Here is a 24,999-nt window from a genome sequence, read left to right as displayed (position 1 = left end):
CAACATAGCTATTGCTGCCATTGGGGCGGGACGGAATAACAATCATCGGCTGTACAAATCCAAGCAGCAGTTCGGGCGGACGGATTTCTCTTGAGCATCAGTTCTAATCATCAACTTAATTTTATAAATTTAACTTCATCACCAGGCAGGACGTCGGCAAACCCAACGACCAGCAATACCCGTCCGTTGCCTGCTATTTTAAATGACCAGTATTAATATGACAGAGAATAAAATCGAAATTTCACTAAGCAAAACCAAGCTGATAAAACTCTTAATTTTTAGTGTGTTGTTTTTACTTGGTGGACTTTGGATGATTATTACAAATCCTCAAACAAATAATTCTGTATTTAATAACTTAATTATAAAAACAATAGCTTCTTATGGCTCGACAATAATGGGACTTCTTGGAATTTATTTCTTTACCAAAAAATTGTTTGACAAAAAACCAGGACTTATTTTAAGTGAAGAAGGGATTTATGATAACACAAGTGCTTTCAATTTTGGACTTATTCCTTGGACTGACATTTCTGAAATTTACGAGAAATCAATACAAGCCTCTATTGCATCAAAGCAACATTTCGTGACTATTGGACTTGTAGACCCAGAAAAATATATCACAAGAGTGACAAACATTTTAAAGAGAAGATTATTAATGGTAAACTCAAAGAGTTATGGATCGCCTATTCATATTTCAACAAATGGCCTAAAGACAAACCACAAAGACTTATTCAAATTAGTGACAGAATATTTTAACAAGTATAAATCAGCGGTTTGACAAAACAGCAGGCAACAAAGCTATTGCTGCCATTGGGGTCGGACGGAATAACAATAATCGGCTGTACAAATCCAAGCAGCAGTTCAGGCGGAAGGATTTCTCTTGAGCATCAGTTCTAGTCATCAACATTATTCTATAAATTTAACTTCAGCACCGGGCAGGACGTCGGCAAACCCAACGGCCAGCAATACCCACCGTTGTACGGCATAATAGAACATCATGCTAAATCTAGTTTCTTTTGATAAATCCGATAGTAAGCGATTGGAAAACTCTTACAACGCACTTAATAAAAAAAACGAAATCTTAATAATTAATGAAGGAATAGAATTTGATACAATATATAGTCAAACCATAGAAAATATAAAAATACCAAATAACGCAATCTTCAAATTTCAAAATCTATTCAAACTAAAATCTGAAAGTGGATATTTTTATATTGCTCAATGCCTAGCAGATTTTGGATATCCACCAGGAACAAAAGGAGCCCAAACTTTTCAAAGAAAATATTCTTACCAGATTATTGGTATCGCAAATATTAAAATTGACTTAGGAATAACTCATCTTAGACCTAAAACTAAAATAGATAGATTAATTAATAAACTTCTAAAAAATTATATTGTTTTAAATGAACAAGAAAAATTCAATGAAAAGTATTACTTAAAATCAAACAAAGAAAATGAAGTAGTAAAATTCTTTGATAAAGTCTTCATAAATACAATTATGAAATATGACGATGTATTATTAAGAATTAATCAAAAACAAATCTATATATCAATTGCTCAAGAATTTAATACTAATCATACAAGAATTATTCAAGATATTTTGAGTCATATTAAATACTTACAAGATGAATAACGCCGTACAACATCGGTATTTGCTAAATCTGGGCTGGACGAATAGGTCATCGGCAGGAAAAGTGCTAATCAGCTGCGGTTCGGGCAGGACGTTATCTAATCAACATTATTTCTTAATTTCATCATCAACAAAAAATCAGCATCGGTCGGGCGGACGGAACTCCAAATTCCCAGTCTTCGCAAATACCCGGTCGTTAGCAGAAATTATATAGACAATGCGTATTCTAATAATATTATTATCATTTTCTTTTGCTGCGTGTGGACAACAACCAAAGAAATATGTAATGAAGCCGGAAGCCAAGATTTTAGCAGACAGTGCTTATAAATTTGTTGTACCAAAACAGGGAGACACTGTAAATTTTCAATCTGCCATCAATTTATTGAAGCAAGCCACTGAAATTGACAGCAACTATATTCTAGGGTTCCGAAACTTGTTATCTTATCAACAGGTAATGAAAGACTATAAAGGGGCTTTAGAAACAGCAAAAAGAATGTATGAATTAAGACCTCAAAATCCTGAATTTAGTTCCAGCCTGGGCATTATGTATGAACTCAATGCGGACACAATTTCTTCTAAACAGTATTTCCAGAAATCTCTTGATATTTATTCTAAGCTTCTTGACACTTTATCTGATCAAAATACAATTTTGCAAATTAAATCGGCTAAAGCTCTTAATTTGTTGTTCTTAAATCGTTATCAGGAGGGGCAGGAGATTTTAAATCAGATAATTAAAAGCAGCAATGACCCGATTGAAAAAGAAGGACTAAAAATCTATTTAAATAAAAGTGGACGAGAAATTATTATGATGATTTTAACTGGCGAGGAAAATCAAAGTGTTTCACCCTCACAACAATAACTTCTGCTAACAAAGCTATTGCTGCCATTGGAGCGGGACGGAATAACAATCAGCAGCTGTGCAAATCAAAGCAGCAGTTCGGGCGGACGGATTTCTCTTGAGCATCATCACTAATCATCAACTTTATTTTATAAATTTAACTTCAGCACCGGGCAGGACGTCGGCAAACCCAACGACCAGCAATACCCACCGTTAGCGGTTATTATACAAAGTCTCCGTAATCAGCATTCATCAGACATGATAAAAATATTATTCTTACTGCTTTTAATGGGACACGTTTCCTTTGGACAGACCACAATAAGAGGCATCACTACAATCTCGACAGACGGCTTCTCAGGTGACAGCTTGAATAAATCTCCAAACCTTGTTTTTAATGACAGAATAAGGCTTGATCAAATTGACAAATCTCCTGCAACGATTGACATAAGACTTTATCGACATCACTCTTTGAGCAACACAAAAACACTACACAGACTTTTTATGCTTGACACAACCTGGAATGCAGTTGAATATGAAGAAAGGAACAAGCCAATAAAAATTAAAAAATATAAATTGAGTGCTAAACCCAGCATTGACAGTATATTCCTGCGACTTCTTTCCTATAAAATTCTGACACTTCCAAATCAATCAGAATTGAAATGCAAAGTTCGTAAAGACGTTCAGTTGACTTCTGAAAGTGACACAAAGGGAAGAAAAATTCATATTATGGACGGAGAAATCTATACGATAGAAATTAAAATCGGAGATAAGTTCAGAGTTTATCAGTTTGACAATCCAGAGAGCTACTCAAAGCTTTGTGAGAGTATGACAGAATTAAAAGATTATTTAAATATTGTTCAAACCTTTGACAAACTATTATACCGAAAATAACAACCGCTAACAAAGCTATTGCTGGCATTGGGGCTGGACGGAATAACAATCAGCAGCTGTACAAATCCTAGCAGCAGCTCGGGCGGACGGATTTCTAATGAGCTGCATTTTTAATCATCAACAATATTTTATAAATTTAACTTTAGCACCAGGCTGGACGTCGGCAAACCCCAACGACCAGCAATACCCGGCCGTTAGCGACGATGATTAAATAATTCAAAAGTTTAAAATAACAATTTAAGAAAGTGCCATTCTTTAATCTGATAGCTTTTATTTATAGTACAGCGATTTTTTTCTGGATTAGGTACTTGTATAAATATTCACTAAAAAAAACGGTTGATAGAACTAACTTCTTTAAAAGTATTAAGGAAATCATTTTATTCATCCCTATAGGCCTTCAAGCCATCTTGTTATTTTGCTTTGCATTTGGACAAACCATTCCTCTTAGCGTTAAATTTTCAAATTTTATTGAGTTCATTTTCTTTGACCAAGGAGAAAGTGTTTTACCTGATTTTGAACCAATACGAATTATTTTTATAGGTTCTTTACTTGTTGTATTTCAATACTATTTACTAAAAAATAAATTATATTTAATAAAAGGAAGCAATAGGATATATCAGATTATCATATTTATAAGCAATATTTTCTTTTTAAATAATCTAATTTCAAACATTCGACATTCATTATTCTATTCGCTTCTTTCTAATTTGGTATTAAATTATAATAACTTTTACATTTGGATACTTTGCCTTTTATTAGTACTTATTTTTGGAAGCTTAAAAGGCAAATGGATACAAGAAAAACAGATAAATTCATTAAAATACTTATCAATTACTTCGAGAATACTACTTTTATACTCAATATTAATCATTATTGTAGCACTACCTTTAATTATTTTTAGTTTTTTATGATATGTTTAAAAGCACTATCGCTAATAAAGCTATTGCAGACATTGGTGCAGTTAAAATTACTTTGATCAATTTTACAAATCTAAGTAGCAGTTCAGAATACGGATTTCTAATGAGCTGCTGCTCTATTATTCAACTTTATTCTATAAATTTAACTTAAGCACCAAGTAGGACGTCGGCAAACCCTAACGACCATCAATACCTAGCCTTTATGCGATATTTTTTTCAACACCATCCTAAATGAAAGTCATTAAAAACAATTCAACTAATTTGAAGAATTCAAATAAACCAAACATCAATTTTCAAAAAAAGAAATTTATGGATTACTTTACTGAGGTAATTGGCTGGATTCAAATTGTTTTTGGTTGCCTTGTATCAGTTGCAATTATATCGCTTGTTTTATATCTTTTTATTCCGTCTACTTTAACTTTTATTATAGGTATAATTATTATTTTGATAAGCTTAGTAATAAGTATTTCGTACGCAATAAAATCATATCGAAACGAAGGAACAATGAATTTAGTAGGAAGATACAGGGCCTCTCCTGAGTTATATAACCTTGAACCACCAAACTAACATTGCACAACAAATCGATTACTAGCATTTGGGTACATAAGAATTTAAGTTTGTTCATTAGCAAGCAACAGTTTTGATAGACAAATTTCCATAGTGCAACTACTCAAATCCTAAATTTAATTTAATAAATTAATTTACTGCTTTAATGATAACTTCGGCAAACCGAATAATAAGCAATTAGCTGTCTTTTGATTGTAATTAAATAACGTCAGAGTATACGGCTTATTAAATAAATAAACATGAAAAGACTTTTTATATTAATATATATTTTGCCGATAACTTTTTCAAGTTTCGGACAAATAAATCATGATACAGAACTTTATGAAACTATACTTTTAAAAGACAGCTTACTTTTTAATAAAGGTTTCAATACTTGCGACATTAAACAATTCGAAAATTTATTAAGCGAAAAATTTGAGTTTTTCCACGACAAGGATAGTATTTCGAACAAAGCTACTTTTCTTTATAATATAAAAAATGGATTATGTGCTGCTCCCACAACGTATCAATCAAGAAGAGAACTTGTGAAGGAAAACACAGAAATTTATCCTTTATACAAAGGCAAAAATTTATATGGTGCTATTCAAATTGGCGTTCATAATTTTTATGAAACTATTGCAGGTAAGGCTGAACAATTTGCTGGTACAGCAAAGTTTACAGACGTTTGGCAGTTAGAAAATGGACAATGGAAATTAACCAAAAGTTTGAGTTTTGACCACCAAACTGAACGCAATAATAAATCTTCAATATTTGACAATGATGCAGCAATTGAAAATTGGTTAAAAGAAAACAAAGTACCAACACTTGGACTTGGCATAATAGAACAGGGAAAATTAAAGCAAATAAAAGTATTTGGTGAAATTGTAAATGGCATTTCAGCACCATACAATACAATTTTTAATGTAGCATCTTTAACCAAGCCCATTACCGCAATGGTAGCATTACGCTTAGTAAGTTTAGGGAAATGGAATATTGATGAGCCACTTTACAAATATTTTACAGACACAGACATTGCCAATGATCCAAGAAGTAAAAAAATAACTACAAGGCTAATTTTAAGCCACCAAACAGGTTTTCCTAATTGGCGGTGGATGAATGACAATAAAAAACTCAGTTTCTTATTTGACCCCGGGAAAGGTTATCAATATTCAGGTGAAGGGTTTGAATACTTACGAAAGGCTTTGGAACGAAAATATAAAAAATCGTTGCAACAATTAGCTAGCGAACTAATTTTTGTACCATTAAAAATGAATGACTCAAAATACATTTGGAACAACAATGTAGATACAACTAGGCTTGCATTAGGTTACAATTCTAACGGGGAAATTTATCAAACTGTAAAAAATAGAATACCAAACGCAGCTGATGATTTACTAACAACTATTGAAGATTATGGTAAATTTTTAGTGAGCGTAATCAATGGTGAGGGGCTTGCTAAAGATGTTTTTGAAGATATGACATCCAACCAAGTAGCAACTAAAAATGGAAAATATTTTGGACTTGGATTTGAAATTTACCGTTTCGCAGATGGTAATTTTGCATTGAGTCACGGTGGTGCAGACAAAGGAGTTCAAACAATTGTTTTCATTATTCCAAAAACAAAACAAGGGCTTTTAATTTTCACCAATGTAGACGATGGCTATAAAGTTTACGAAAAATTATTGTTGCATTACTTAGGTAATTACGGCAAACAAATTGTTGAAATTGAAACAAAATAAAAATAGGAACAATAAAGTTTCAAAAAATAATAACTACAAACATAACTACAGAGCAGTAAAAACAAAGAAAATTTTTTAATTATATAACAATACATTTTCAAGTATTGTTATAGTTACTATTGTAAATACAATATTGATAATAAAAATTAAAATTCCATACATTCATAATGAAACTACAATAGATATTGTATGCTCCATCTTATTATTGTTAAAGAATGTTTTTAAACTTAATTTTAGTGCTACATTTATTGTAATTTGTCACCATCAACATCATTTTCTGTGAAAGCTTTCACAAACACAATTGTTATTTTTCAAACTTAATTCACAAAATATTGCTCCCTTTATAAACTGCACTAAAAATCTTAACCTACAATAAAATAAATATTAAAATATTATCAGTTCTTATTTAATTAATTTCTAATATTTTTTAACAAAATTGTCTATTATTTTCAATGACTAATAATAGTAAAATGTAAAGCGTTTTCATATCAGATAAGGAAAATCAAGATATAATCACAATCTAAAAAATTTAAAAACCATAACATTTATCGGTATTTTTTCTTTATTTTTTTTAAATAGAAGAAAATCTTTTAAGTAGTTCTTATTGAATTTACGTACAGAAAAAATTAATATTATAAAAAAGGAAATTTAATATCAAGATGTATCTTATTTTTTAGCTAATCTGTTGTAAAAATTTATCCGATAACTTTTCAAAATACTATCATCACAAACCAACATTACAAAAACAAATCTAACAACACAAAAACAGCAAACACAACTGAGGCGATGCCATTTGCTGTCATAAATGCAATATTTACCCTGCTTAAATCATTGGGTTTTACAATGGCATGTTGATAAATAAGCATGCCTATAAATACTGCAACGCCCAACCAATACCACCAACCAAATGCACCATATACGCCAGCATACACTACAGCAGCTGCACTCACCACATGTAAAAAAGTAGATACTTGCAGAGCCTTTGCTTTACCCACCACAGCTGGTATAGAGTACAATGCTTGGCTCTTATCAAAAGCTTCATCTTGCAAAGCAAAAATAATATCGAAACCACTTACCCAACATACCACTGCAATTGAAAATAAAATGGGTAGCCAAGCAAATACACCTATAACGGCTAGGTACGCACCAATTGGTGCCAGGCTTAAGCCAATACCTAAAACCAAATGGCACAAATATGTAAACCGCTTAGTATAACTATAAAATAAAATAACAAACAAAGCTACTGGCGATAAATAAAAACAAATACGGTTGATAAAATAAGTACTCAACACAAACAACACACACATAGCTATTGTGAAATATAAAGCACTTTTTTCAGTGATGATACCAGCAGGTATTTCACGAATGGCCGTACGTGGATTTTTAGCATCAAAATGCCTATCGAGGTAGCGGTTAAAAGCCATAGCCGCCGATCGGGCTGTTATCATGCAAACCAATACTAATAAAAATATCCACCAATGCTCTTTAAAATATGATGCTGTGTTAGTAGTATAAGTTTCATTTGGTGATTGAACGTATCCGTATTGCTGCACTCCTAAAAAAAAGCCAATTATTGCAAAAGGCATTGCAAAAATGGTATGCGAAAACTTTATAAGCGATAAGTAATTTTTAACGGTAGACATAGCTAATATTTAATCGTTTACCCTTGTTCGTACAATTTCCCATAACACCACACCAGCTGCTGTAGCCACATTTAATGAATGTTTGGTGCCAAACTGTGGTATTTCAATGCAGCCATCGCATAGCTCAATGGTATTCACTTCTACCCCACTCACTTCATTACCCAATACCACCGCTACTTTTTCATCTTTTGCAAAACGTACTTCTTGTAACATCAAACTATCCACCACTTGCTCCACTGCATAAACTTTATAACCCTCAGCTTTTAAAGCAGCAATAGCCTCACCAGCTTGTGCAAAATGTTGCCAACGCACTGTTTCTTCAGCACCCAATGCAGTTTTCTTAATTTCTTTGTGTGGCGGTGTAGCCGTGTAACCTGTAATGTATATGGCTTCTAACAAAAAAGCATCGGCTGTTCTAAACGCACTACCTACATTGTAAGCGCTGCGAATATTTTCTAACACTACAATTACAGGCGTTTTTTGTGAACGCTTAAACTCTTCTTTGGTTTTGCGTTGCAACGCATCCATCGTTAACTTCTGCGTAGCCATATTAATTATTTGCAGTTTCTGCTTTGTGTTTTTGAAACGTTGCTTTTTCTTCCGCAAATGTTCGTGCTGCTTGTACAAAGCGTACAAATAACGGATGCGGATTTTCAACTGTACTCTTCAATTCAGGGTGGTATTGCACACCTATAAAATGTGGATGGTTATTAAGCTCAACAATTTCAACCAAACCTGTTGCAGGGTTTTTACCACTTGGTATTAAACCTGCTTTTTCAAAATCAGCTAAGTAATTATTATTAAACTCCCAACGATGGCGGTGGCGTTCGCTAATACTAGTAGCTTCATAAATTTTATGTGCCAATGAGCCGGGCACTATTTCACAAGGGTAAGCACCTAAACGCATGGTGCCGCCTTTTTTCTTTACTTTTTTCTGCTCTTCCATCAATGCAATTACGGGGTGTGAGGTAGCTGCATCCATTTCAGTAGAGTGTGCATTTTTCCAACCAATTACATTACGGGCATACTCAATAACTGCCATTTGCATACCCAAGCAAATACCGAAAAATGGCATTTTATTTTCCCTTGCATATTTCACCGCAGCAATTTTTCCTTCTACACCACGGGCACCAAAACCAGGCGCTACCAACAATCCATCTAAATCTTTTAACTTTTCTGCAATATTATCTTCTTGCAAAAACTCACTGTGCACATTTACAATTTGTACTTTACATTGGTTTACAGCACCAGCATGTATAAACGATTCTAGTATTGATTTATAAGCATCTTGCAACTCAATATACTTACCAATTAAGCCAATTTTAATGCGACTTTTGGGGTAATTTAATTTATCTAAAAAGCCCCTCCATTTATTCAACTCAGGTGCAGCATAGCCATTAATTTGTAACTGTTTCAACACAATTACATCTAACCCTTCTTGCAACATTTTTAATGGCACTTCGTATATGGTAGAGGCATCCATAGCCTCAATTACTGCATTGGGCTTTACGTTACAAAACAAACCAATTTTTCTTCTAATTTCATCAGACAATGGATGTTCTGTTCGGCATACAATTACATCGGGCTGCACTCCTTCTTGACTCAACAAACGTACACTGTGTTGCGTAGGTTTTGTTTTTAATTCTTTGGCTGCTTTTAAATAAGGTATCAATGTTAAATGCACTACCATACAATCTTCTTCTGGCATTTCCCATTGTAATTGACGTACCGCTTCTACAAAAGGTAAACTTTCAATATCACCCACAGTACCACCTAACTCAGTTATTACAATATCATAATTATCGCTTTCGCCCAATAACAACATACGGCGTTTAATTTCATCAGTAATATGAGGTACTACCTGTACCGTTTTACCAAGGTATTCGCCTTCTCTTTCTTTATTAATAACGGTTTGGTATATACGGCCCGTAGTTACGTTATTGGCTTGCGATGTTGGTATATTTAAAAAACGTTCGTAATGGCCTAAATCCAAATCAGTTTCTGCACCATCATCAGTAACATAACATTCGCCATGTTCATAAGGGTTAAGGGTGCCAGGGTCAACATTAATATATGGGTCAAACTTTTGAATGGTTACTTTTAAACCTCTACTTTGCAGCAATTTTGCCAGCGATGCTGCAATAATACCCTTTCCTAAGCTTGATGTAACACCACCGGTTACGAAAATAAATTTGGCCATTGTATGTATATTATAACAGTAAAAAACAACGTCTTAATTTAAACACTGTTTTCAACATGTATGTTTATGATAAAAATAAAAAAGTGTATTGTCCGAACTAAAACACAGCATTGAGCAACATCGTTGTGTCACTCACTTCAACAGTAAGTACTTTACTGAACTTTGTACATGTTTTACGGTAATACAGTTACGACCAGCAACCAATGTAGCGTAACTACAATTTAGAGGTCGTGCAAAGATAAAGCAAATGATTGGGAGGGTAAAATTAAGCTGCAAAAATATTTAATGCCTTCGTATTAATCGTCATCATCATCATCATCTTGCTTTGGATTCATTTTAATAAACGCTGCTCTTTTGGGGCCCGGAAAAGGCACCGCATCACCTTTAATAGCATACCAAAGTAATTGATTAAACTCTAAATCAGGTACAGCATCTTCCTTTGCAAAATTGTAACTGTCAGATAAGCGTTGCCATTGGTTTAGCACTGTATTTTTTTGGTTCAAATCAATGTTAGGTGTAATAGCAGTAAAATTTGCAGGCGTTGTTGTTGCTTGAAAACAACGCCACATAGGCATGGCAGCAGCATCATACTGCGTCATAGGTGGCATGCCTGTAATCAACTCAATAGTACGTAATACAGATGATGTTGAATACATAGTATGATCCACAAAATTTCTTTTCACCAACCCACCGGCAACGTAGGCAGTGCTTCTATGAGCATCCACATGGTCGGCTCCATTTTGTGCATCATCTTCTACAATAAAAACGGCTGTTTCGTTCCAAATAGGCGATTTACTAAGGTATTCAATAAACAACCCCACAGCATAATCATTATCAGCAATATGTGCAAATGGCGATGGTTTACCTTTTCGCAACCCTTCTGTATGGTCGTTACCAAATCGAACGGTACTGAGCTGTGGTACTTTATTTATGGCTAATAATGAATCAAAATCATGTTTCCATTGAGCAAAACGAGTTGTATCTTTTACATTCATATTATAACCTTCATATTGGGCACACATATTAAACTGCAACGCTGGTATGTTAGCTTTGCCATTATCAGCAAACTCACCATAAGTACGGTACGTAACATTATTACGTTTACAATGATCCCATATAAAACCTGCCTTATTGTTTGCGACTGATCGGTTACCTTCAGCATCGTAACGGCCGCCCCTGCCACCATAGTTGGTAGGCCATGTTTTTTCTAAATAATCGGTAGCGTAAGCACCCATACTCCAATTATGCCCATCAGCACTTACTTCAGCATCAACATAAAAATTATCAAGTAAAACAAAACTGGTAGCTAGTTGGTGTTGGTTAGGCGTATATTTTTCACCAAATAATACCAAACTACTATCGCCATTACCTTGTTTTAAATCGCCCAATATTTGGTCGTAGGTTCTATTTTCTTTGATAACATAAAACACATATTTGATGGGTGATGCTGCACCTACTTTCGTTGGTATAGGGTTACCGAACATACCATCAGCATTGGTTTCTTTCGCTTTACTGTACGGCGTATTTTCATACACGGCTTTGGAGTACGTAGCTAATTGAGCTGCATTGGGTGTATTAATAATACTCATGGTGCCTTTAAACAAACCAGCTATATACTGCACCCCAATTGGTTTTGCTGTATCGCCTTGCTGGTAAATAACTGCTTCTCTACTTCGTATAGGACTAGGACCATAAGGGTTAGCACTTGATGACAACCCTTTACCATTGGTAACCCATATTTTTTTACCTATTACTTTTACGTTGGTTGGGTACCAACCCACCGGTATAAACCCTTTCGAAAATGATTTACCAATTGTAGTAACATCAAACACTGCTAAACAATTATTATCAGCATTGGCAATGTACAATGTTTTTTCATCGGCACTTAATGCTACACCATTAGTAGTACTGCCACTCGGTGCATTAGGGTATAAAGCTGCGTTTAATACCTCTACAACTTTTTGTTGTTGTGTATTGATGATGGATACGCTGTTATCATTGGCATTTGCCACATACAACCATTTTCCGTTTTTTGATAGCAACATTTCATTAGGGTTATCACCAACGGGTATGGGTGATAATAATGTTTGTTGTTGCACATCAAATGGTAACACTTTATCGCAGCCCCAACAACTAATGTATAAAATAGTACGTTGTTTATTAAGCACACAAGCATAAGCTTCAGCAGGTAAACTTACCTTTTTAATAATTTGCTTAGTGGCAATGTTGATGATGTATAAACTATTATCTTCTTTGGTAACCACATACATGGTCTCCGACTTTTCATCAACCACCAAACCAGCAGGCGATACTAGTTCTTTTTTATTATTAGACAACAAAAAGCTGTCAGCCAATTGTAACTTGTTTTGAACAATCGCATATTTTAAAATACGATTATCATTACCAGCACTTACATACAACGATTGCTCATTTTGTGCAAACTGTAAACCATACCAACTTTTAGGAATCACTATTTCATCAATAACTTTTTGTTGCTGTACAGCAATTAATTGAATGGTTTGGGTGCTTTGCCCGTTATTAGTTACTGCCATTAATTTACCAGACTTACTCACTGCCATATTCAATGGCAAATCGCCCAAGGGTAATGATGTACCAACGGGTGTTAATGACCAGCCGTTTGGTAGTGTAATTCTACTTGCTTTTAAATCTGCTGCTGTTTGTGCCTGCGCTTTGCAACAAAAAAAAGTTATATAAAGTAAGATGATGTATTTCATTCAATATTTTTAAAAATTGGTATCAATAATAATTTTGCAAGGTAAATAACATGCAGGTGAACACTACATCAACAAAACGTTACTAAAGTAAAAACGCCTCTTTTAATGAGACGTTCTTTTACTAATTTAATTGATTGGTTATTTTGACATTAATGCTCCGATAGCATTGTTGTATTGTGTTTTCCAATCAGAAATATTACCCCAATCTTCATTTCCTATTTTAACGGCTTGGTCAACAACCGTTCCTAATTTTTCAAATGCTACACCTGCATGTTGTAAGGCATTTTCAACGGTGGCTTGTTGTGCCACAGTAACAGAAACCACTACCCTACTTTGTGCTTCGCCAAACCAATAAGCATCTGCCCTAATGCCTTCTTTTTGTTGCACCACCGTAAAACCTACATTATTTTGGAAACTACTTTCTAACAACGTAACAAATAACCCACCTTCACTTACATCATGTGCCGATTGTATGAGTGATTGCTTGATGAGTGTAGCAATGGTTTGTTGTAAATGAAATTCTTCTTCTAACTCAAAGTGTGGACATGGACTAAACGCTTCACCCACAATTTTATGTAAATATTCAGATGAGTTGATACAATTACGACTTTCACCAATCAAATAAATAACATCACCAGTTTGTTTAAAATTCATGGTCATTTTATCAGCCACACTATCTAACAAACCTACCATACCAATAGTTGGTGTAGGGTACACTGGCCCCTCAGGGGATTGATTGTAAAAACTTACATTGCCACCAGTTACAGGCGTATCAAATTTTACACAAGCTGCTCCCATACCCTTAATGGCATTGCTGAACTGCCAGTACACTTCTGGGTCGTAAGGGTTACCAAAATTTAAACAGTTGGTAACGCCCAATGGCGAACCACCGCTACATACTATATTTCTAGCAGCTTCTGCAACTGCGATCATTGCACCTTTATACGGGTCAGCAAATACATACCTGCTATTACAATCTGTAGTTAAAGCCAATGCTTTGTTGGTAGGCTTTGCAATAACCACTGCTGCATCTGAAACGCCATTGGTACTGGTATTACCTGCTCCTACCATGCTGTCATATTGCTCATACACCCAACGTTTGCTTGCAATGTTTGGTATGGTAATTAATTGTTGCGCTATCGCTTTTAAATCTGTAGGTACTGCTACGGTAGCTGCATTAAAGGATTGAATTTTTTGTATATAGGCAGGCTCTTTTATCTCACGGGTGTATTGTGGTGCACCACCACCTAATACCAATTCATCTGCAGGTAAAACTGCTTCTAATTGCCCATGCATAAAAAATTGTAACATACCATCATCCGTTACTTCGCCAATTTCGCTACATGGTAAATCCCATTTTTCAAATATTGAAAGTACGGCTGCCTCTTCACCTTTTTTTACCACCAATAACATGCGCTCTTGGCTTTCGCTTAATAACAATTCCCAAGCCTTCATGTTTTGTTGACGGGTAGGTACTTTCTCTAAATCAATACGCATACCGGCTTTGCCTTTAGCACTCATTTCGGCGGTAGAGCAAATGATACCTGCAGCGCCCATATCTTGCATACCAACTACAGCACCTGTTTGTATAACTTCTAAACAAGCTTCTAATAATTTTTTCTCTTGAAACGGATCACCTACTTGCACCGCTGGTAAATCAGCAGCACTATCTTCAGTTATTTCAGCACTGGCAAATGATGCACCGCCAATACCATCTTTACCTGTTGCACTTCCTACAAAAAATACAGGGTTACCCTTACCTTCAGCAGTAGCAGAAACAGTTTCACCATTTTTTAAAATACCAACACTCATAGCATTTACTAACGGGTTGGTGTGGTAACAATCTTCAAAATAAATTTCGCCGCCCACTGTAGGTACACCAAAACAATTTCCATAATGACCAATACCTTTTACAACACCTGCTAATAAATGTTGTGTTTTAGCATCTTTTAAATTACCAAAACGCAATGAATTAAGCGATGCAATTGGACGAGCACCCATGGTAAAAATATCTCTATTAATACCTCCTACTCCAGTTGCAGCCCCTTGAAAAGGCTCAATAGCACTTGGGTGGTTGTGCGATTCAATTTTAAATACCACACCATACCCATCGCCAATATCCATTAAACCGGCATTTTCTTCACCGGCTTTCACCAACATTTTTTTTCCTTCTCTTGGTAAGGTTTTTAATAATTTAATGGAGTTTTTATAACTACAATGTTCACTCCACATACCGCTAAAAGCACACAGTTCAGTAAAGTTGGGGGTGCGGCCTAATTTTGATTTTATTAATTCAAACTCCTCTGCAGTTATACGAAGTTGAGCGGCCGTGTGTGCTGTAATTTCCATAAAAATGTGTGTAGTATTTGTTGTAATGGTTGCAAATTTACCAATACAAACTGTTTATGCCACATAATTTAAAATCAATATTTTAACTATCTTCCCACATATTAAAAATTGGTACGTTGGCAATACTTTTATTTATAGTTTACTTTATACTATTGCTTTTTTGGGTTACAAAAATGCGTTTTGTAAAAAATAGTTTCCTACCCATACGCTTAATTGCTGGGTTATTTGCCGTTAAAATATTGGTAGGACTTTTAATTGGTTTCATTAATGGCTATTTTTTTAACCACCAAACCGATTACGATTCATATAACAATTTTGGTATTATTGAGTACGATAATTTACTACACCACCCCAACATTTTTTTTACTGATATTTTTAAATCAAACTATACTGAATACGGAGCGTTTTTTGGTTCAAAAGGTTCGTATTGGAATGATTTACGCACCAATATTTTATTCAAATTTTTAGGGTTTTGTAATATTTTAAGTGGTGGTAATTATTACATCAACAGTTTATTTTTTAATACCATTGCTTTTTTAGGACATGTAGCTTTATACAGGGTTTTCATACATGTGTACCCAACAAAAAGATGGTCGTGCTTGTTTGGTTGCTTTTTATTACCCTCAACTTTGTACTTTTCATCAGGTATACATAAAGATTTAATGGTATTTACTGCACTTGGTATTTTTTGCTATTGCTTGTATTTTATGGTGCAATACGGTATTTCAAACAAGAAGCTGATTTATTGTATAATATGCTTCCTTGGCATATTATTTATAAGAAATTTTATTGCTGTGTTAATTTTACCAATATCAATCGCCTACATTATTTCAATTAAAAAAAAATGGCAGCCTTGGTATGTTTTAGGTACATTAATAATAATGGCTTTTTTGCTGATTATATTTACACAACAATTCGTGCCATCGGCAAATCCTTTAGCAGTAGTAACATCAAAACAAGCAGCATTTTTAGATTTAGAAAGGGCCAATTCTCAATATAACGTTGCTTTGCTTAATGGCAGCTTAATGAGTTTTATTAAAGCAACACCAACAGCTGTAAGGCATGCTTTTTTTTCACCTTTACCCAATGAGTTTCCCGTAAAAATGTTAAATGGGTTTACCATTGAAATGATTATTTATTGGCTACTTATGCTTTTGTTAGTATGGCAAGGTAAAAAATACAACAACCCAAATACATTTGTGTTTTTTATGGTATGGTTTGCAGTTTTTGTGTTTTTATTTACTGGTTATATTAGTACAGCAGCAGGTGCTTTGGTGAGGTACCGGAGTATTTATTTGCCATTTTTTATAACGCCCATTTTATGTAATATTCAATGGCCAAATTTTTTGAATGATCATACCAATTTTTCAAGATAGCTTTTGAATAACTTACATATTATATTTTAAAATATATATTTTATTTTTAGATAAAATTCGATTTTTAACCATAAAATCATCGAAAATATTTGTTTTTAAAAATATAAAAGCGTTTTTTTGTGCTCAAATTAAAAAAAATGAGCTCAATAAGATTTAATGCCATTAACCAAATTGGCACACAAAATAACCCTTTAAAAGTTGAGGGTGCAGCTAGAATTACCGGAATTTTCAATGAAAACGTATTTACTTTAGCGGCAGCACGACAATATTTGAGTGATGATGCTTATAAAAGTTTACTAGCATCTACCCGTGGCGGTAAAAAAATTGACCGTGCCATGGGCAACCAAATTGCGAATGGCGTTAGGGCTTGGGCAGAAAGTAAAGGCGTTACGCATTTTACCCATTGGTTTCAACCATTAACGGGTTTATCTGCTGAAAAGCACGACTCATTTTTTACATTAAAAGGCGATGGTACTCCAATTGAAGAATTTGATGGCGGTGCTTTAATTCAACAAGAACCAGACGCATCATCATTCCCTAACGGTGGCTTAAGAGCTACTTTTGAAGCAAGAGGTTATACCGCATGGGACCCATCATCTCCTGCTTTTATTATGGAAATTGGTCAAGGTAAAACATTATGTATACCAACCATTTTCGTATCATACACAGGCGAATCATTAGATACAAAAACCCCTTTATTAAAAGCGTTGGTTGCTTTAGATAAAGCAGCGGTAGATGTTTGCCAATATTTCGACAAAAATATTTCAAAAGTAACGGCTACTTTAGGTTGGGAGCAAGAGTATTTTGTGGTTGATGCTGGCTTAGCCAATGCAAGACCCGATTTGTTATTAACTGGTAGAACCGTTTTTGGTCATGCCCCTGCAAAAGGCCAACAATTAGATGATCATTATTTTGGTGCTATACCTGAGCGTATTTATGCTTTTATGTTAGATTTTGAAAAAGAATCTTACAAATTAGGCATTCCTATCAGAACTCGTCATAATGAAGTAGCACCTTGTCAGTTTGAATGTGCACCTATTTTTGAAGAAACTAACTTAGCGGTTGATCACAATACTTTGTTGATGGATATTATGCTACGTGTAGCTAAACGCCATAACTTATTAGTATTGTTACACGAAAAACCATTTGCAGGCATTAATGGTAGCGGTAAGCATAACAACTGGAGTATGAGTACTGATACAGGCATTAATTTATTAGCACCAGGCAAAACACCCAAAACAAATTTGATGTTTTTAACCTTTTTTGTGAACACTATTAAAGCCGTTCATGATTATGCAGGGTTAATTAGAGCCTCTATTGCTAGCGCAGGTAATGATCACCGTTTAGGCGCTAACGAAGCACCGCCAGCTATCATTTCAATATTTATTGGTAAGTTTTTAACTGATGTATTAAAGCAAATTGAAGAAAGGGTTAGTGGTAATTTCGATGAAACAGACGAAGCTATTTTGAAGTTAGATATACATAAAAGTATACCTGAATTAATGTTGGATAATACGGATAGAAATCGTACTTCTCCATTTGCATTTACAGGTAACAAATTTGAGTTTAGAGCGGTAGGTTCATCAGCAAACTGTGCTGTACCAATGACCACTTTAAACACCGTTATGGCTGAAACCTTAAAAACTTTTAAAGTAGATGTTGATGCTTTAATTGAAAAAGGTGAAAAGAAAGAAGTGGCTTTATTACACACCATTAGAAAATACATTGTTGAAAGCAAAAAAGTATTATTTGAAGGTGATGGCTATAGTGAAGAGTGGGCTAACGAAGCAGCTAACAGAGGTTTAGAAAACGTAAAAACAACCCCATTAGCTTTAGATGCTTATACAACAGATAAAGCTCAAAAACTTTTTGCTAATAATAATATTTATACGCATTTAGAGTTAGAGGCACGCCACGAAATTATGTTAGAAGAGTACGTTAAAAAAGTACAAATTGAAGCAAGGGTTATGGGCGATTTAGCAAGTACCTACATTTTACCTGCTGCCATTAAATATCAAAATGTATTGTTACAAAATATTACACAATTGAAAGCTGCTGGCTTATCAAAAGATGCTTATGAAAGTCAATTAAGTATTGTAGAACAAATTAGCAATCATATCAACATCATCAGCAAAAAAACAGCTGAAATGATTGAAGCAAGAAAAAAAGCCAATGAATTAAGCAGCAGTAGAGATAAAGCCATAGCTTACTGCGATGAAGTAAAAGGTAAATACTTTGATGAAATTCGTTATCATGTTGATAAATTAGAATTAATGGTAGATGATAGCCATTGGTTATTACCTAAATACAGAGAAATTTTATTTTTAAGATAACAAACCAAAAGCCTCGTTTTATAACGGGGCTTTTTTATGCAATACAATATTGCACACCAGGCATTTCGTTGATAACGTATTTAAAATGTATGGCTTGCTTTCCTAATAAATCTGCAGCTGGCATTAATTGAAAACCAAGTGTTATGGCTGCATTATTGAGCGTTAAAATTTCATTAGCAAATACATGAATATGGGTCTGAAGTTGAAGTTGATAAGGTGCTTTCAAATAAGCTACATCATGTAAATGAATAGATGTTTCATAAATGTTTTTACTATGCTGTGCCCTCAATGCATTTTCCTTATTAAGCGTAATTATAGGGGCATGTGCATACGAATCTACATTGCTATCATAATCATCATTTCCCATTAATGCGGCTATACGTTTACTTGTATTTTCAAAAACAGGATATACATCTATTTGAGTGGGTAATAAAAAACCTGTTGGTTTTATAAAATGTACTAAGTGATGTGTAATTGCAACTTGTGGCTCTTTTTTTAGCGCCTGTTGCATAGTTTCTGTAAGTAGTATGTCAAATGTTTGTGTAGGAATATATTGGGTTGCATCTGCCACTATAAAATTTTTGAAAAAACTCCCAACGCCCAAAGCTTCAACAATTTTTTTTACTGATTGAATTGATGAATCAAAAATATCAATTAATGTAAACTGAACATCGGCTTCAGTTAAATAAGGTATTACCAATAATGACAATAAACCGTAAGGACCGCAACCTGCATACAACACTTCAATTGGTTGGTTTACCTGTAATGCTTTTTGTTGTTGAATGGCTTGTAATAAGCCCCTAGCGAATGTTCTTGTTCGAGCAATATCAAATAAACACAAAGCACCTTCTTGCGGACTCAACGCTTCGCCATTTGTAAGCAGTTTACGATTTATTGGTTGTTCATATGCATTAATAGCACCAATTTCAATAAACAGTTGGTGCAATTTTTCAGTAGCAGTTTTCAATGTACCATAGTTTAATGAATCATCAAAAATTGGTTTACAATATGCAGTAAATTGTTGAAAAAGCAGTTGTTGATTCATTTAGTTATTCAAAATACATTGTTTTTAAATTTAACATATCCGTTCATAAATGTACCTAATCAACACTTAATTTTATAAACGCTTAAATATCTTTTAATTTTAAGTACATTCATCAATAGTAAGAGCAAATCATTATTTTAAATAGCATCAATATATGAGCAAACTTTTTTGCACAATCGCCATTTTGTTAGGATGTAGCAGCGCCTTTGCCCAACATGAAAAATATAAAAAAGTAGATGAAACTATTGAAAAAATTGGCGCACTCAATAACATTAACGTAGCCGTAATTGCTGATACTATTACCGAACCCTTTAACGACAATGAGCAAAAAGCCAGGGCCATTTTTTATTGGATAAGCCATCATATAGCTATAGACCCTAAAGCCACCAAACAAAATGATACTAAAAATAATTTACCTGAAAATGTAATAGCTTTAAGAAGGGCTACTCCCTTAGGTTTTTCATTGTTGTTTCAAGAAATGTGTAGTACTGCAAAAATTAGGTGTTTAAGTGTTGATGGCTATGTTAAACATTTTGCAACAGATATAAATGAAGTACCTGATGAAATAAATTTTTCATGGAATGTAGTGCAGCTAGGACAAAGCCCTGATACATGGTTTTTAGTTGATGCTTGCAGTGCTAGCGGTTATTTAGATAAAAAATTAACCCTTTTTACTAAACAATTTACCAGCGAATATTTTTTTGCTGATAGAAAATTATTTAACCAAGCTTATTACCCTGATAATGATGCTTGGCAATTAGGTGGCGGTGTAAAAAGTTTAAAAGAATATTATAGCATGCCGGTTATTAACAGCAAAGCTTTTGAATTAGATATGGCGTTAAACAAAAACACACCCATTACTGGGTTTATTAAAACTAAAATTGGTGTACCTGTAACATTCAACTTTTCTATTAACCCCAACAAAAAAATTGAAACCATTGCTTTAATTATGGGTGATGATAAAAAGTTACCAAAACCCGAAGCCATGAATTTTGAAAATACAGGAGGAACAGTAACGTTTAGTTACAAGTTTAAAAAAGAAGAAACCTTCCCTGTAAAAATTATGATTGATGGTAGGGAAGCACTACAATATATGGTAGAAGTTGCTGAGTAAATTTTTGATGTACAACTACTAAAAAAGCCACCCATAAATAGGTGGCTTTTTTAAATGTATATAAGTTAGTATTATGCTCTTTGCTTTGCAGTAGCTTTTGCAGGTGCTTTAGCTTTAGCAGTAGGTGCTTTTTCTTTTGTGGCACTAACTTTTTCAGGCGCTTTAGCAGCTTTCGCTACAACTTTTGCAACTACTTTTTCTTCAACAATTGCAGCAGCTTTTGGGGCAGCTTTAGCAGCTGGCTTTTTACCTAATTTTTTTATAGCATCTTCAATACCTTTCTTAATATCTTCATAAGTAGCTTTTGCAATGCGCTCGCCATTTACAAAAAAAGTAGGTACTTCTTTTACGCCTCTATCAATTCCTTCTCTTAAATCGCCTTGTACTTGCCAACCATAAGTTGCATTTACTAAATCATCTAAAAAACGTTTATTGTTTACACCAGCCTCTTTACTATAAAGTTTCAAACTAGTGGTGCCCAAATTTTTTCTATTTGCAAATAAGATGTTGTGCATTTCCCAAAACTTACCATCTTGCGCTGTAGCAACCGCCGCTTCACCTGCTTTTAAACTGCGTTGGTGTACATTGGTTAACGGAAAATGTCTAAAATTAAAACGAATAACACCATCATATTCAACTAATAATCTCTTTACTATTTCATTTGCTTTGGCACAAACTTCACTTTCATACTCCCCAAACTCTTCTAATGTAATTGCTGCTTTTGCATTTCCTACGAAAACATCTTTTGGTTCAATTATTTCAACCACTTCTTTTTTAAATGCCATTGGTTATTCCTTTGTTTTTGATGTTGTTTAAAAAAATAAACAACGTTATGTATTGATTTATAAGGGATTAAAACAAATAAACCAACGAAAAATTATTTTTTTATGCTGATAAAGGTAACGCATTTTTTTCATATATTGTTCCTTTTTTATATTATAGTGCTTAATGTAAACATAACTCACTTATTATCATTAAGTTAAATATAAAATCGGTTAAAATATACTATTCTTTTTCGTTCGCCAACTCGTTTCTAAAAACAACCATACCATCAAACACATCAACCATTACTGGTGATGCTTTGCTTACTTCACCAGCCAAAATTTTCTTACTTAATTGATTTACAATTTGCTTTTGTATCAATCTTTTTAACGGTCTGGCACCAAATTGAGGATCGTACCCATTATCTACCAAATAATCAATAGCATAATCAGTAAATTTCAATTCGATATTGTTTTGTGCTACTAATTTTTTAAGATCGTTTAATTGAATGTTAATGATACCACGTATTTGTTTTTTGAGTAATGGTTGAAACATAATCACTTCATCAATTCTGTTTAAAAACTCCGGACGAATGGTTTGTTTTAACAACGCCATCACTTCATCTTTTGTTTTATCAACCACTTCATCTAAATTATGTTCAGTTACTTCCTCAAAGTTTTCTTGAATAATGTGGCTGCCCAAATTACTCGTCATAATAATGATGGTATTTTTAAAATTAACTACCCTGCCCTTATTATCTGTTAACCTACCATCATCTAACACTTGTAACAACACATTGTATACATCTGGGTGTGCTTTTTCAATTTCATCTAACAATACTACTGAATATGGTTTTCTTCTAACTGCTTCTGTTAATTGCCCACCTTCATCGTAACCAACATAGCCCGGAGGTGCACCAACCAAACGGCTCACACTATGTTTTTCTTGGTACTCACTCATATCTATCCTGGTCATCATACTATCATCATCAAACAAATAATCAGCCAAGGCTTTCGCTAACTCAGTTTTACCCACACCGGTTGTACCTAAAAATATAAATGAACCTATTGGCTTTTTAGCATCTTGTAAGCCAGCCCTGCTTCTGCGTATTGCATCTGAAACTGCTTCAATTGCTTCATTTTGCCCCACTACTCTTTTGTGTAATTCTTCTTCTAAATGCAGCAACTTATCACGTTCACTTTGCAACATTTTTTGTACAGGTATACCAGTGGCTTTCGCTACGCTTTCTGCAATATCTTCTGCATCAACTTCTTCTTTCAACAACCTACGTTCAGAAATGGCCAACAATTGTTCCGTTAAGGTTACAATGAGGGCTTCCTGATCTTTCATTTTACCATACCTAATTTCGGCTACCTTACCATAATCACCATCTCTTTCAGCTTGTTCGGCCTGCACTTTTAAATCTTCAATAGCTGATTTACCTGATTGTATTTGATCTACCAATTCTTTTTCTTCTTTCCATTTTGAACGATACGTATCTCTTTCTACGGAAAGGTTAGCAATTTCGGTATTGAGGGCTTTTAACTTTTCCTCATCTTTTTCTCTTTTAATGGCTTCTCTTTCAATTTCGAGTTGACGAATTTGGCGTTCAAGTTTATCCAATTCTTCTGGCATTGAATTCATTTCAATACGCAACTTTGCTGCACTTTCATCAATTAAATCAATGGCTTTATCTGGCAGAAAACGATCTGTCATGTATCGGTTTGATAATTCTACCGCCGCTATAATGGCTTCATCTTTTATACGTACATGGTGGTAAGTTTCGTAGCGATCTTTTAAGCCACGTAAAATCGATATAGCATCTTCCACCGTTGGCTCATCAATCAATACTTTTTGAAACCTACGTTCCAAGGCTTTATCTTTTTCAAAATATTTTTGATATTCAGATAAAGTGGTAGCACCCACTGCCCTCAATTCGCCCCTTGCCAAAGCAGGTTTTAAAATGTTTGCCGCATCCATAGCACCATCGCCGCCACCAGCACCTACGAGTGTGTGTATTTCATCAATAAACAATATAATTTCCCCCTCAGCAGCTGTTACTTCTTTTACAACAGATTTTAATCTTTCTTCAAATTCTCCTTTGTACTTGGCACCAGCTATAAGTTGGCCCATATCTAAGGCAAAAATGATTTTTGATTTGATATTTTCTGGTACATCACCGTTAACAATTCGTATTGCCAAACCTTCTGCAATAGCAGTTTTACCAACACCTGGCTCACCTACTAAAATGGGGTTATTTTTTGTACGTCTGCTTAAAATATGCAGGGTTCTGCGTATTTCTTCATCTCTCCCAATTACTGGGTCAAGCTTGCCCAAACGAGCCATTTCATTCAGGTTTTTAGCGTACTTATTTAAGGCATTAAAAGTAGTTTCTTGAGTGGCTGTATTAACGGTGTCGCCTTTACGAAGTTCTTTTATAGAAGTTATTAAGCCTTTTTCAGTTAAGCCAGCATCTTTTAACAATACGGCCGGTTCATCTTTCCCTTGTAATATTGATAATAATAAATGCTCTGGCGTAATAAATTGATCAGCAAATAGCTTTAAAACCGTATTTGCTCTTAACATTACGGTATTCATTTCCCTGCCAATGGTTTGAGCAGGTTCACCTGTAGTTGTAGGTAATTTTTTTATAAGTTCGTCTAACTTATGCTGCACCAAGTTAATGGTTACATTATTTTTACGTAACAAATAATCAACGGTTGAATCTTCAGTATTGATCAATGCTTTGAGTAAATGTTCATTTTCAATACTAACATTTTTTTGATCGAAAGCCAATTGCTGTGCTTGTTGTATGGCTTCGGTTGCTTTTATGGTGAAATTATTTTGATTCATTACTGTAATTTTTTTTGTTTTTGCACGACTC

At 34.2% G+C, this 24,999-nt stretch carries 16 protein-coding genes; 8 read left to right on the top strand and 8 right to left on the bottom strand.

What is annotated here, in order from left to right; genetic code table 11:
* The first annotated feature begins 217 nt into the window (after positions 1 to 217).
* The 5 genes from ACFOWM_RS12525 to ACFOWM_RS12505 all read left to right on the top strand — a co-directional run bounded on the left by ACFOWM_RS12525 (position 218) and on the right by ACFOWM_RS12505 (position 6,558).
* Entirely contained in the window at positions 218 to 775 is a 558-nt protein-coding gene (locus ACFOWM_RS12525) for an STM3941 family protein (RefSeq protein WP_379710658.1), read from the top strand.
* Positions 776 to 994: 219 nt separating this feature from the next.
* Complete coding sequence (locus ACFOWM_RS12520) at positions 995 to 1,630, top strand: hypothetical protein (RefSeq protein WP_379710656.1); 636 nt, start codon at positions 995 to 997, stop codon at positions 1,628 to 1,630.
* A gap of 214 nt (positions 1,631 to 1,844) precedes the next feature.
* The gene (locus tag ACFOWM_RS12515) at positions 1,845 to 2,486 is read left to right on the top strand and encodes a tetratricopeptide repeat protein (RefSeq protein WP_379710654.1); all 642 of its coding nucleotides are present in this window, start codon (positions 1,845 to 1,847) and stop codon (positions 2,484 to 2,486) included.
* Between the two features lie 237 nt (positions 2,487 to 2,723).
* Positions 2,724 to 3,356, top strand: coding sequence for a hypothetical protein (locus ACFOWM_RS12510; RefSeq protein ID WP_379710652.1), 633 nt, complete (start codon positions 2,724 to 2,726; stop codon positions 3,354 to 3,356).
* 1,723 nt (positions 3,357 to 5,079) lie between these two features.
* Positions 5,080 to 6,558 (top strand): serine hydrolase, encoded by a 1,479-nt coding sequence (locus ACFOWM_RS12505; RefSeq protein WP_379710650.1) that lies wholly within the window; start codon positions 5,080 to 5,082, stop codon positions 6,556 to 6,558.
* 737 nt (positions 6,559 to 7,295) lie between these two features.
* Here ACFOWM_RS12505 and ACFOWM_RS12500 read toward each other — a convergent pair.
* The 5 genes from ACFOWM_RS12500 to purL all read right to left on the bottom strand — a co-directional run bounded on the left by ACFOWM_RS12500 (position 7,296) and on the right by purL (position 15,485).
* Positions 7,296 to 8,201, bottom strand: coding sequence for a UbiA-like polyprenyltransferase (locus ACFOWM_RS12500; protein ID WP_379710648.1), 906 nt, complete (start codon positions 8,199 to 8,201; stop codon positions 7,296 to 7,298).
* A gap of 9 nt (positions 8,202 to 8,210) precedes the next feature.
* Positions 8,211 to 8,750: an RNA methyltransferase gene (locus tag ACFOWM_RS12495; protein ID WP_379710646.1), complete on the bottom strand. Its 540-nt coding sequence runs from the start codon at positions 8,748 to 8,750 to the stop codon at positions 8,211 to 8,213.
* Position 8,751: 1 nt separating this feature from the next.
* Positions 8,752 to 10,401 carry a CTP synthase gene (locus ACFOWM_RS12490; protein WP_379710644.1) on the bottom strand — a complete coding sequence of 550 codons (1,650 nt, stop codon included), beginning with the start codon at positions 10,399 to 10,401 and terminating at the stop codon, positions 8,752 to 8,754.
* A gap of 296 nt (positions 10,402 to 10,697) precedes the next feature.
* Entirely contained in the window at positions 10,698 to 13,136 is a 2,439-nt protein-coding gene (locus tag ACFOWM_RS12485) for a bifunctional YncE family protein/alkaline phosphatase family protein (RefSeq protein WP_379710642.1), read from the bottom strand.
* 138 nt (positions 13,137 to 13,274) lie between these two features.
* Positions 13,275 to 15,485 (bottom strand): phosphoribosylformylglycinamidine synthase subunit PurL, encoded by a 2,211-nt coding sequence (purL, locus tag ACFOWM_RS12480; RefSeq protein ID WP_379710640.1) that lies wholly within the window; start codon positions 15,483 to 15,485, stop codon positions 13,275 to 13,277.
* Positions 15,486 to 15,658: 173 nt separating this feature from the next.
* On the opposite strand from purL, the gene ACFOWM_RS12475 reads away from it, so the two are divergent.
* Together ACFOWM_RS12475 and ACFOWM_RS12470 are read left to right on the top strand one after the other, a co-directional pair.
* The gene (locus ACFOWM_RS12475; RefSeq protein WP_379710638.1) at positions 15,659 to 16,861 is read left to right on the top strand and encodes a hypothetical protein; all 1,203 of its coding nucleotides are present in this window, start codon (positions 15,659 to 15,661) and stop codon (positions 16,859 to 16,861) included.
* Between the two features lie 137 nt (positions 16,862 to 16,998).
* Entirely contained in the window at positions 16,999 to 19,194 is a 2,196-nt protein-coding gene (locus tag ACFOWM_RS12470; protein ID WP_379710636.1) for a glutamine synthetase III family protein, read from the top strand.
* 34 nt (positions 19,195 to 19,228) lie between these two features.
* On the opposite strand, the gene ACFOWM_RS12465 is transcribed toward ACFOWM_RS12470, so the two are convergent.
* Positions 19,229 to 20,239 (bottom strand): hypothetical protein, encoded by a 1,011-nt coding sequence (locus ACFOWM_RS12465; RefSeq protein ID WP_379710634.1) that lies wholly within the window; start codon positions 20,237 to 20,239, stop codon positions 19,229 to 19,231.
* A gap of 154 nt (positions 20,240 to 20,393) precedes the next feature.
* Between ACFOWM_RS12465 and ACFOWM_RS12460 the strand changes: the two genes are divergently transcribed.
* Positions 20,394 to 21,353, top strand: coding sequence for a transglutaminase domain-containing protein (locus ACFOWM_RS12460; RefSeq protein ID WP_379710632.1), 960 nt, complete (start codon positions 20,394 to 20,396; stop codon positions 21,351 to 21,353).
* A 71-nt stretch (positions 21,354 to 21,424) separates the two neighbouring features.
* Here ACFOWM_RS12460 and ACFOWM_RS12455 read toward each other — a convergent pair whose 3' ends face one another.
* Positions 21,425 to 22,138 (bottom strand): DsbA family protein, encoded by a 714-nt coding sequence (locus ACFOWM_RS12455; RefSeq protein ID WP_379710630.1) that lies wholly within the window; start codon positions 22,136 to 22,138, stop codon positions 21,425 to 21,427.
* 220 nt (positions 22,139 to 22,358) lie between these two features.
* Positions 22,359 to 24,968: an ATP-dependent chaperone ClpB gene (clpB, locus tag ACFOWM_RS12450; RefSeq protein ID WP_379710628.1), complete on the bottom strand. Its 2,610-nt coding sequence runs from the start codon at positions 24,966 to 24,968 to the stop codon at positions 22,359 to 22,361.
* Between the last annotated feature and the right edge of the window lie 31 nt (positions 24,969 to 24,999).

It is taken from the genome of Ferruginibacter yonginensis (assembly GCF_042651465.1).
In the GTDB taxonomy this organism is placed as follows: domain Bacteria; phylum Bacteroidota; class Bacteroidia; order Chitinophagales; family Chitinophagaceae; genus Ferruginibacter; species Ferruginibacter yonginensis.
This window is presented reverse-complemented; position numbering and strand designations above follow the sequence as displayed.

What these genes read in the sequence shown, in the direction of transcription:
- ACFOWM_RS12475 (WP_379710638.1), top strand. Translation starts at nt 15,659, where the DNA reads ATGCGTTTTGTAAAAAATAGTTTCCTACCCATACGCTTAATTGCTGGG.
- ACFOWM_RS12470 (WP_379710636.1), top strand. Translation starts at nt 16,999, where the DNA reads ATGAGCTCAATAAGATTTAATGCCATTAACCAAATTGGCACACAAAAT.
- ACFOWM_RS12510 (WP_379710652.1), top strand. Translation starts at nt 2,724, where the DNA reads ATGATAAAAATATTATTCTTACTGCTTTTAATGGGACACGTTTCCTTT.
- ACFOWM_RS12455 (WP_379710630.1), bottom strand. Translation starts at nt 22,138, where the DNA reads ATGGCATTTAAAAAAGAAGTGGTTGAAATAATTGAACCAAAAGATGTT.
- ACFOWM_RS12515 (WP_379710654.1), top strand. Translation starts at nt 1,845, where the DNA reads ATGCGTATTCTAATAATATTATTATCATTTTCTTTTGCTGCGTGTGGA.
- ACFOWM_RS12465 (WP_379710634.1), bottom strand. Translation starts at nt 20,239, where the DNA reads ATGAATCAACAACTGCTTTTTCAACAATTTACTGCATATTGTAAACCA.
- purL (WP_379710640.1), bottom strand. Translation starts at nt 15,485, where the DNA reads ATGGAAATTACAGCACACACGGCCGCTCAACTTCGTATAACTGCAGAG.
- ACFOWM_RS12460 (WP_379710632.1), top strand. Translation starts at nt 20,394, where the DNA reads ATGAGCAAACTTTTTTGCACAATCGCCATTTTGTTAGGATGTAGCAGC.
- ACFOWM_RS12505 (WP_379710650.1), top strand. Translation starts at nt 5,080, where the DNA reads ATGAAAAGACTTTTTATATTAATATATATTTTGCCGATAACTTTTTCA.
- ACFOWM_RS12520 (WP_379710656.1), top strand. Translation starts at nt 995, where the DNA reads ATGCTAAATCTAGTTTCTTTTGATAAATCCGATAGTAAGCGATTGGAA.
- ACFOWM_RS12495 (WP_379710646.1), bottom strand. Translation starts at nt 8,750, where the DNA reads ATGGCTACGCAGAAGTTAACGATGGATGCGTTGCAACGCAAAACCAAA.
- clpB (WP_379710628.1), bottom strand. Translation starts at nt 24,968, where the DNA reads ATGAATCAAAATAATTTCACCATAAAAGCAACCGAAGCCATACAACAA.
- ACFOWM_RS12525 (WP_379710658.1), top strand. Translation starts at nt 218, where the DNA reads ATGACAGAGAATAAAATCGAAATTTCACTAAGCAAAACCAAGCTGATA.
- ACFOWM_RS12490 (WP_379710644.1), bottom strand. Translation starts at nt 10,401, where the DNA reads ATGGCCAAATTTATTTTCGTAACCGGTGGTGTTACATCAAGCTTAGGA.
- ACFOWM_RS12485 (WP_379710642.1), bottom strand. Translation starts at nt 13,136, where the DNA reads ATGAAATACATCATCTTACTTTATATAACTTTTTTTTGTTGCAAAGCG.
- ACFOWM_RS12500 (WP_379710648.1), bottom strand. Translation starts at nt 8,201, where the DNA reads ATGTCTACCGTTAAAAATTACTTATCGCTTATAAAGTTTTCGCATACC.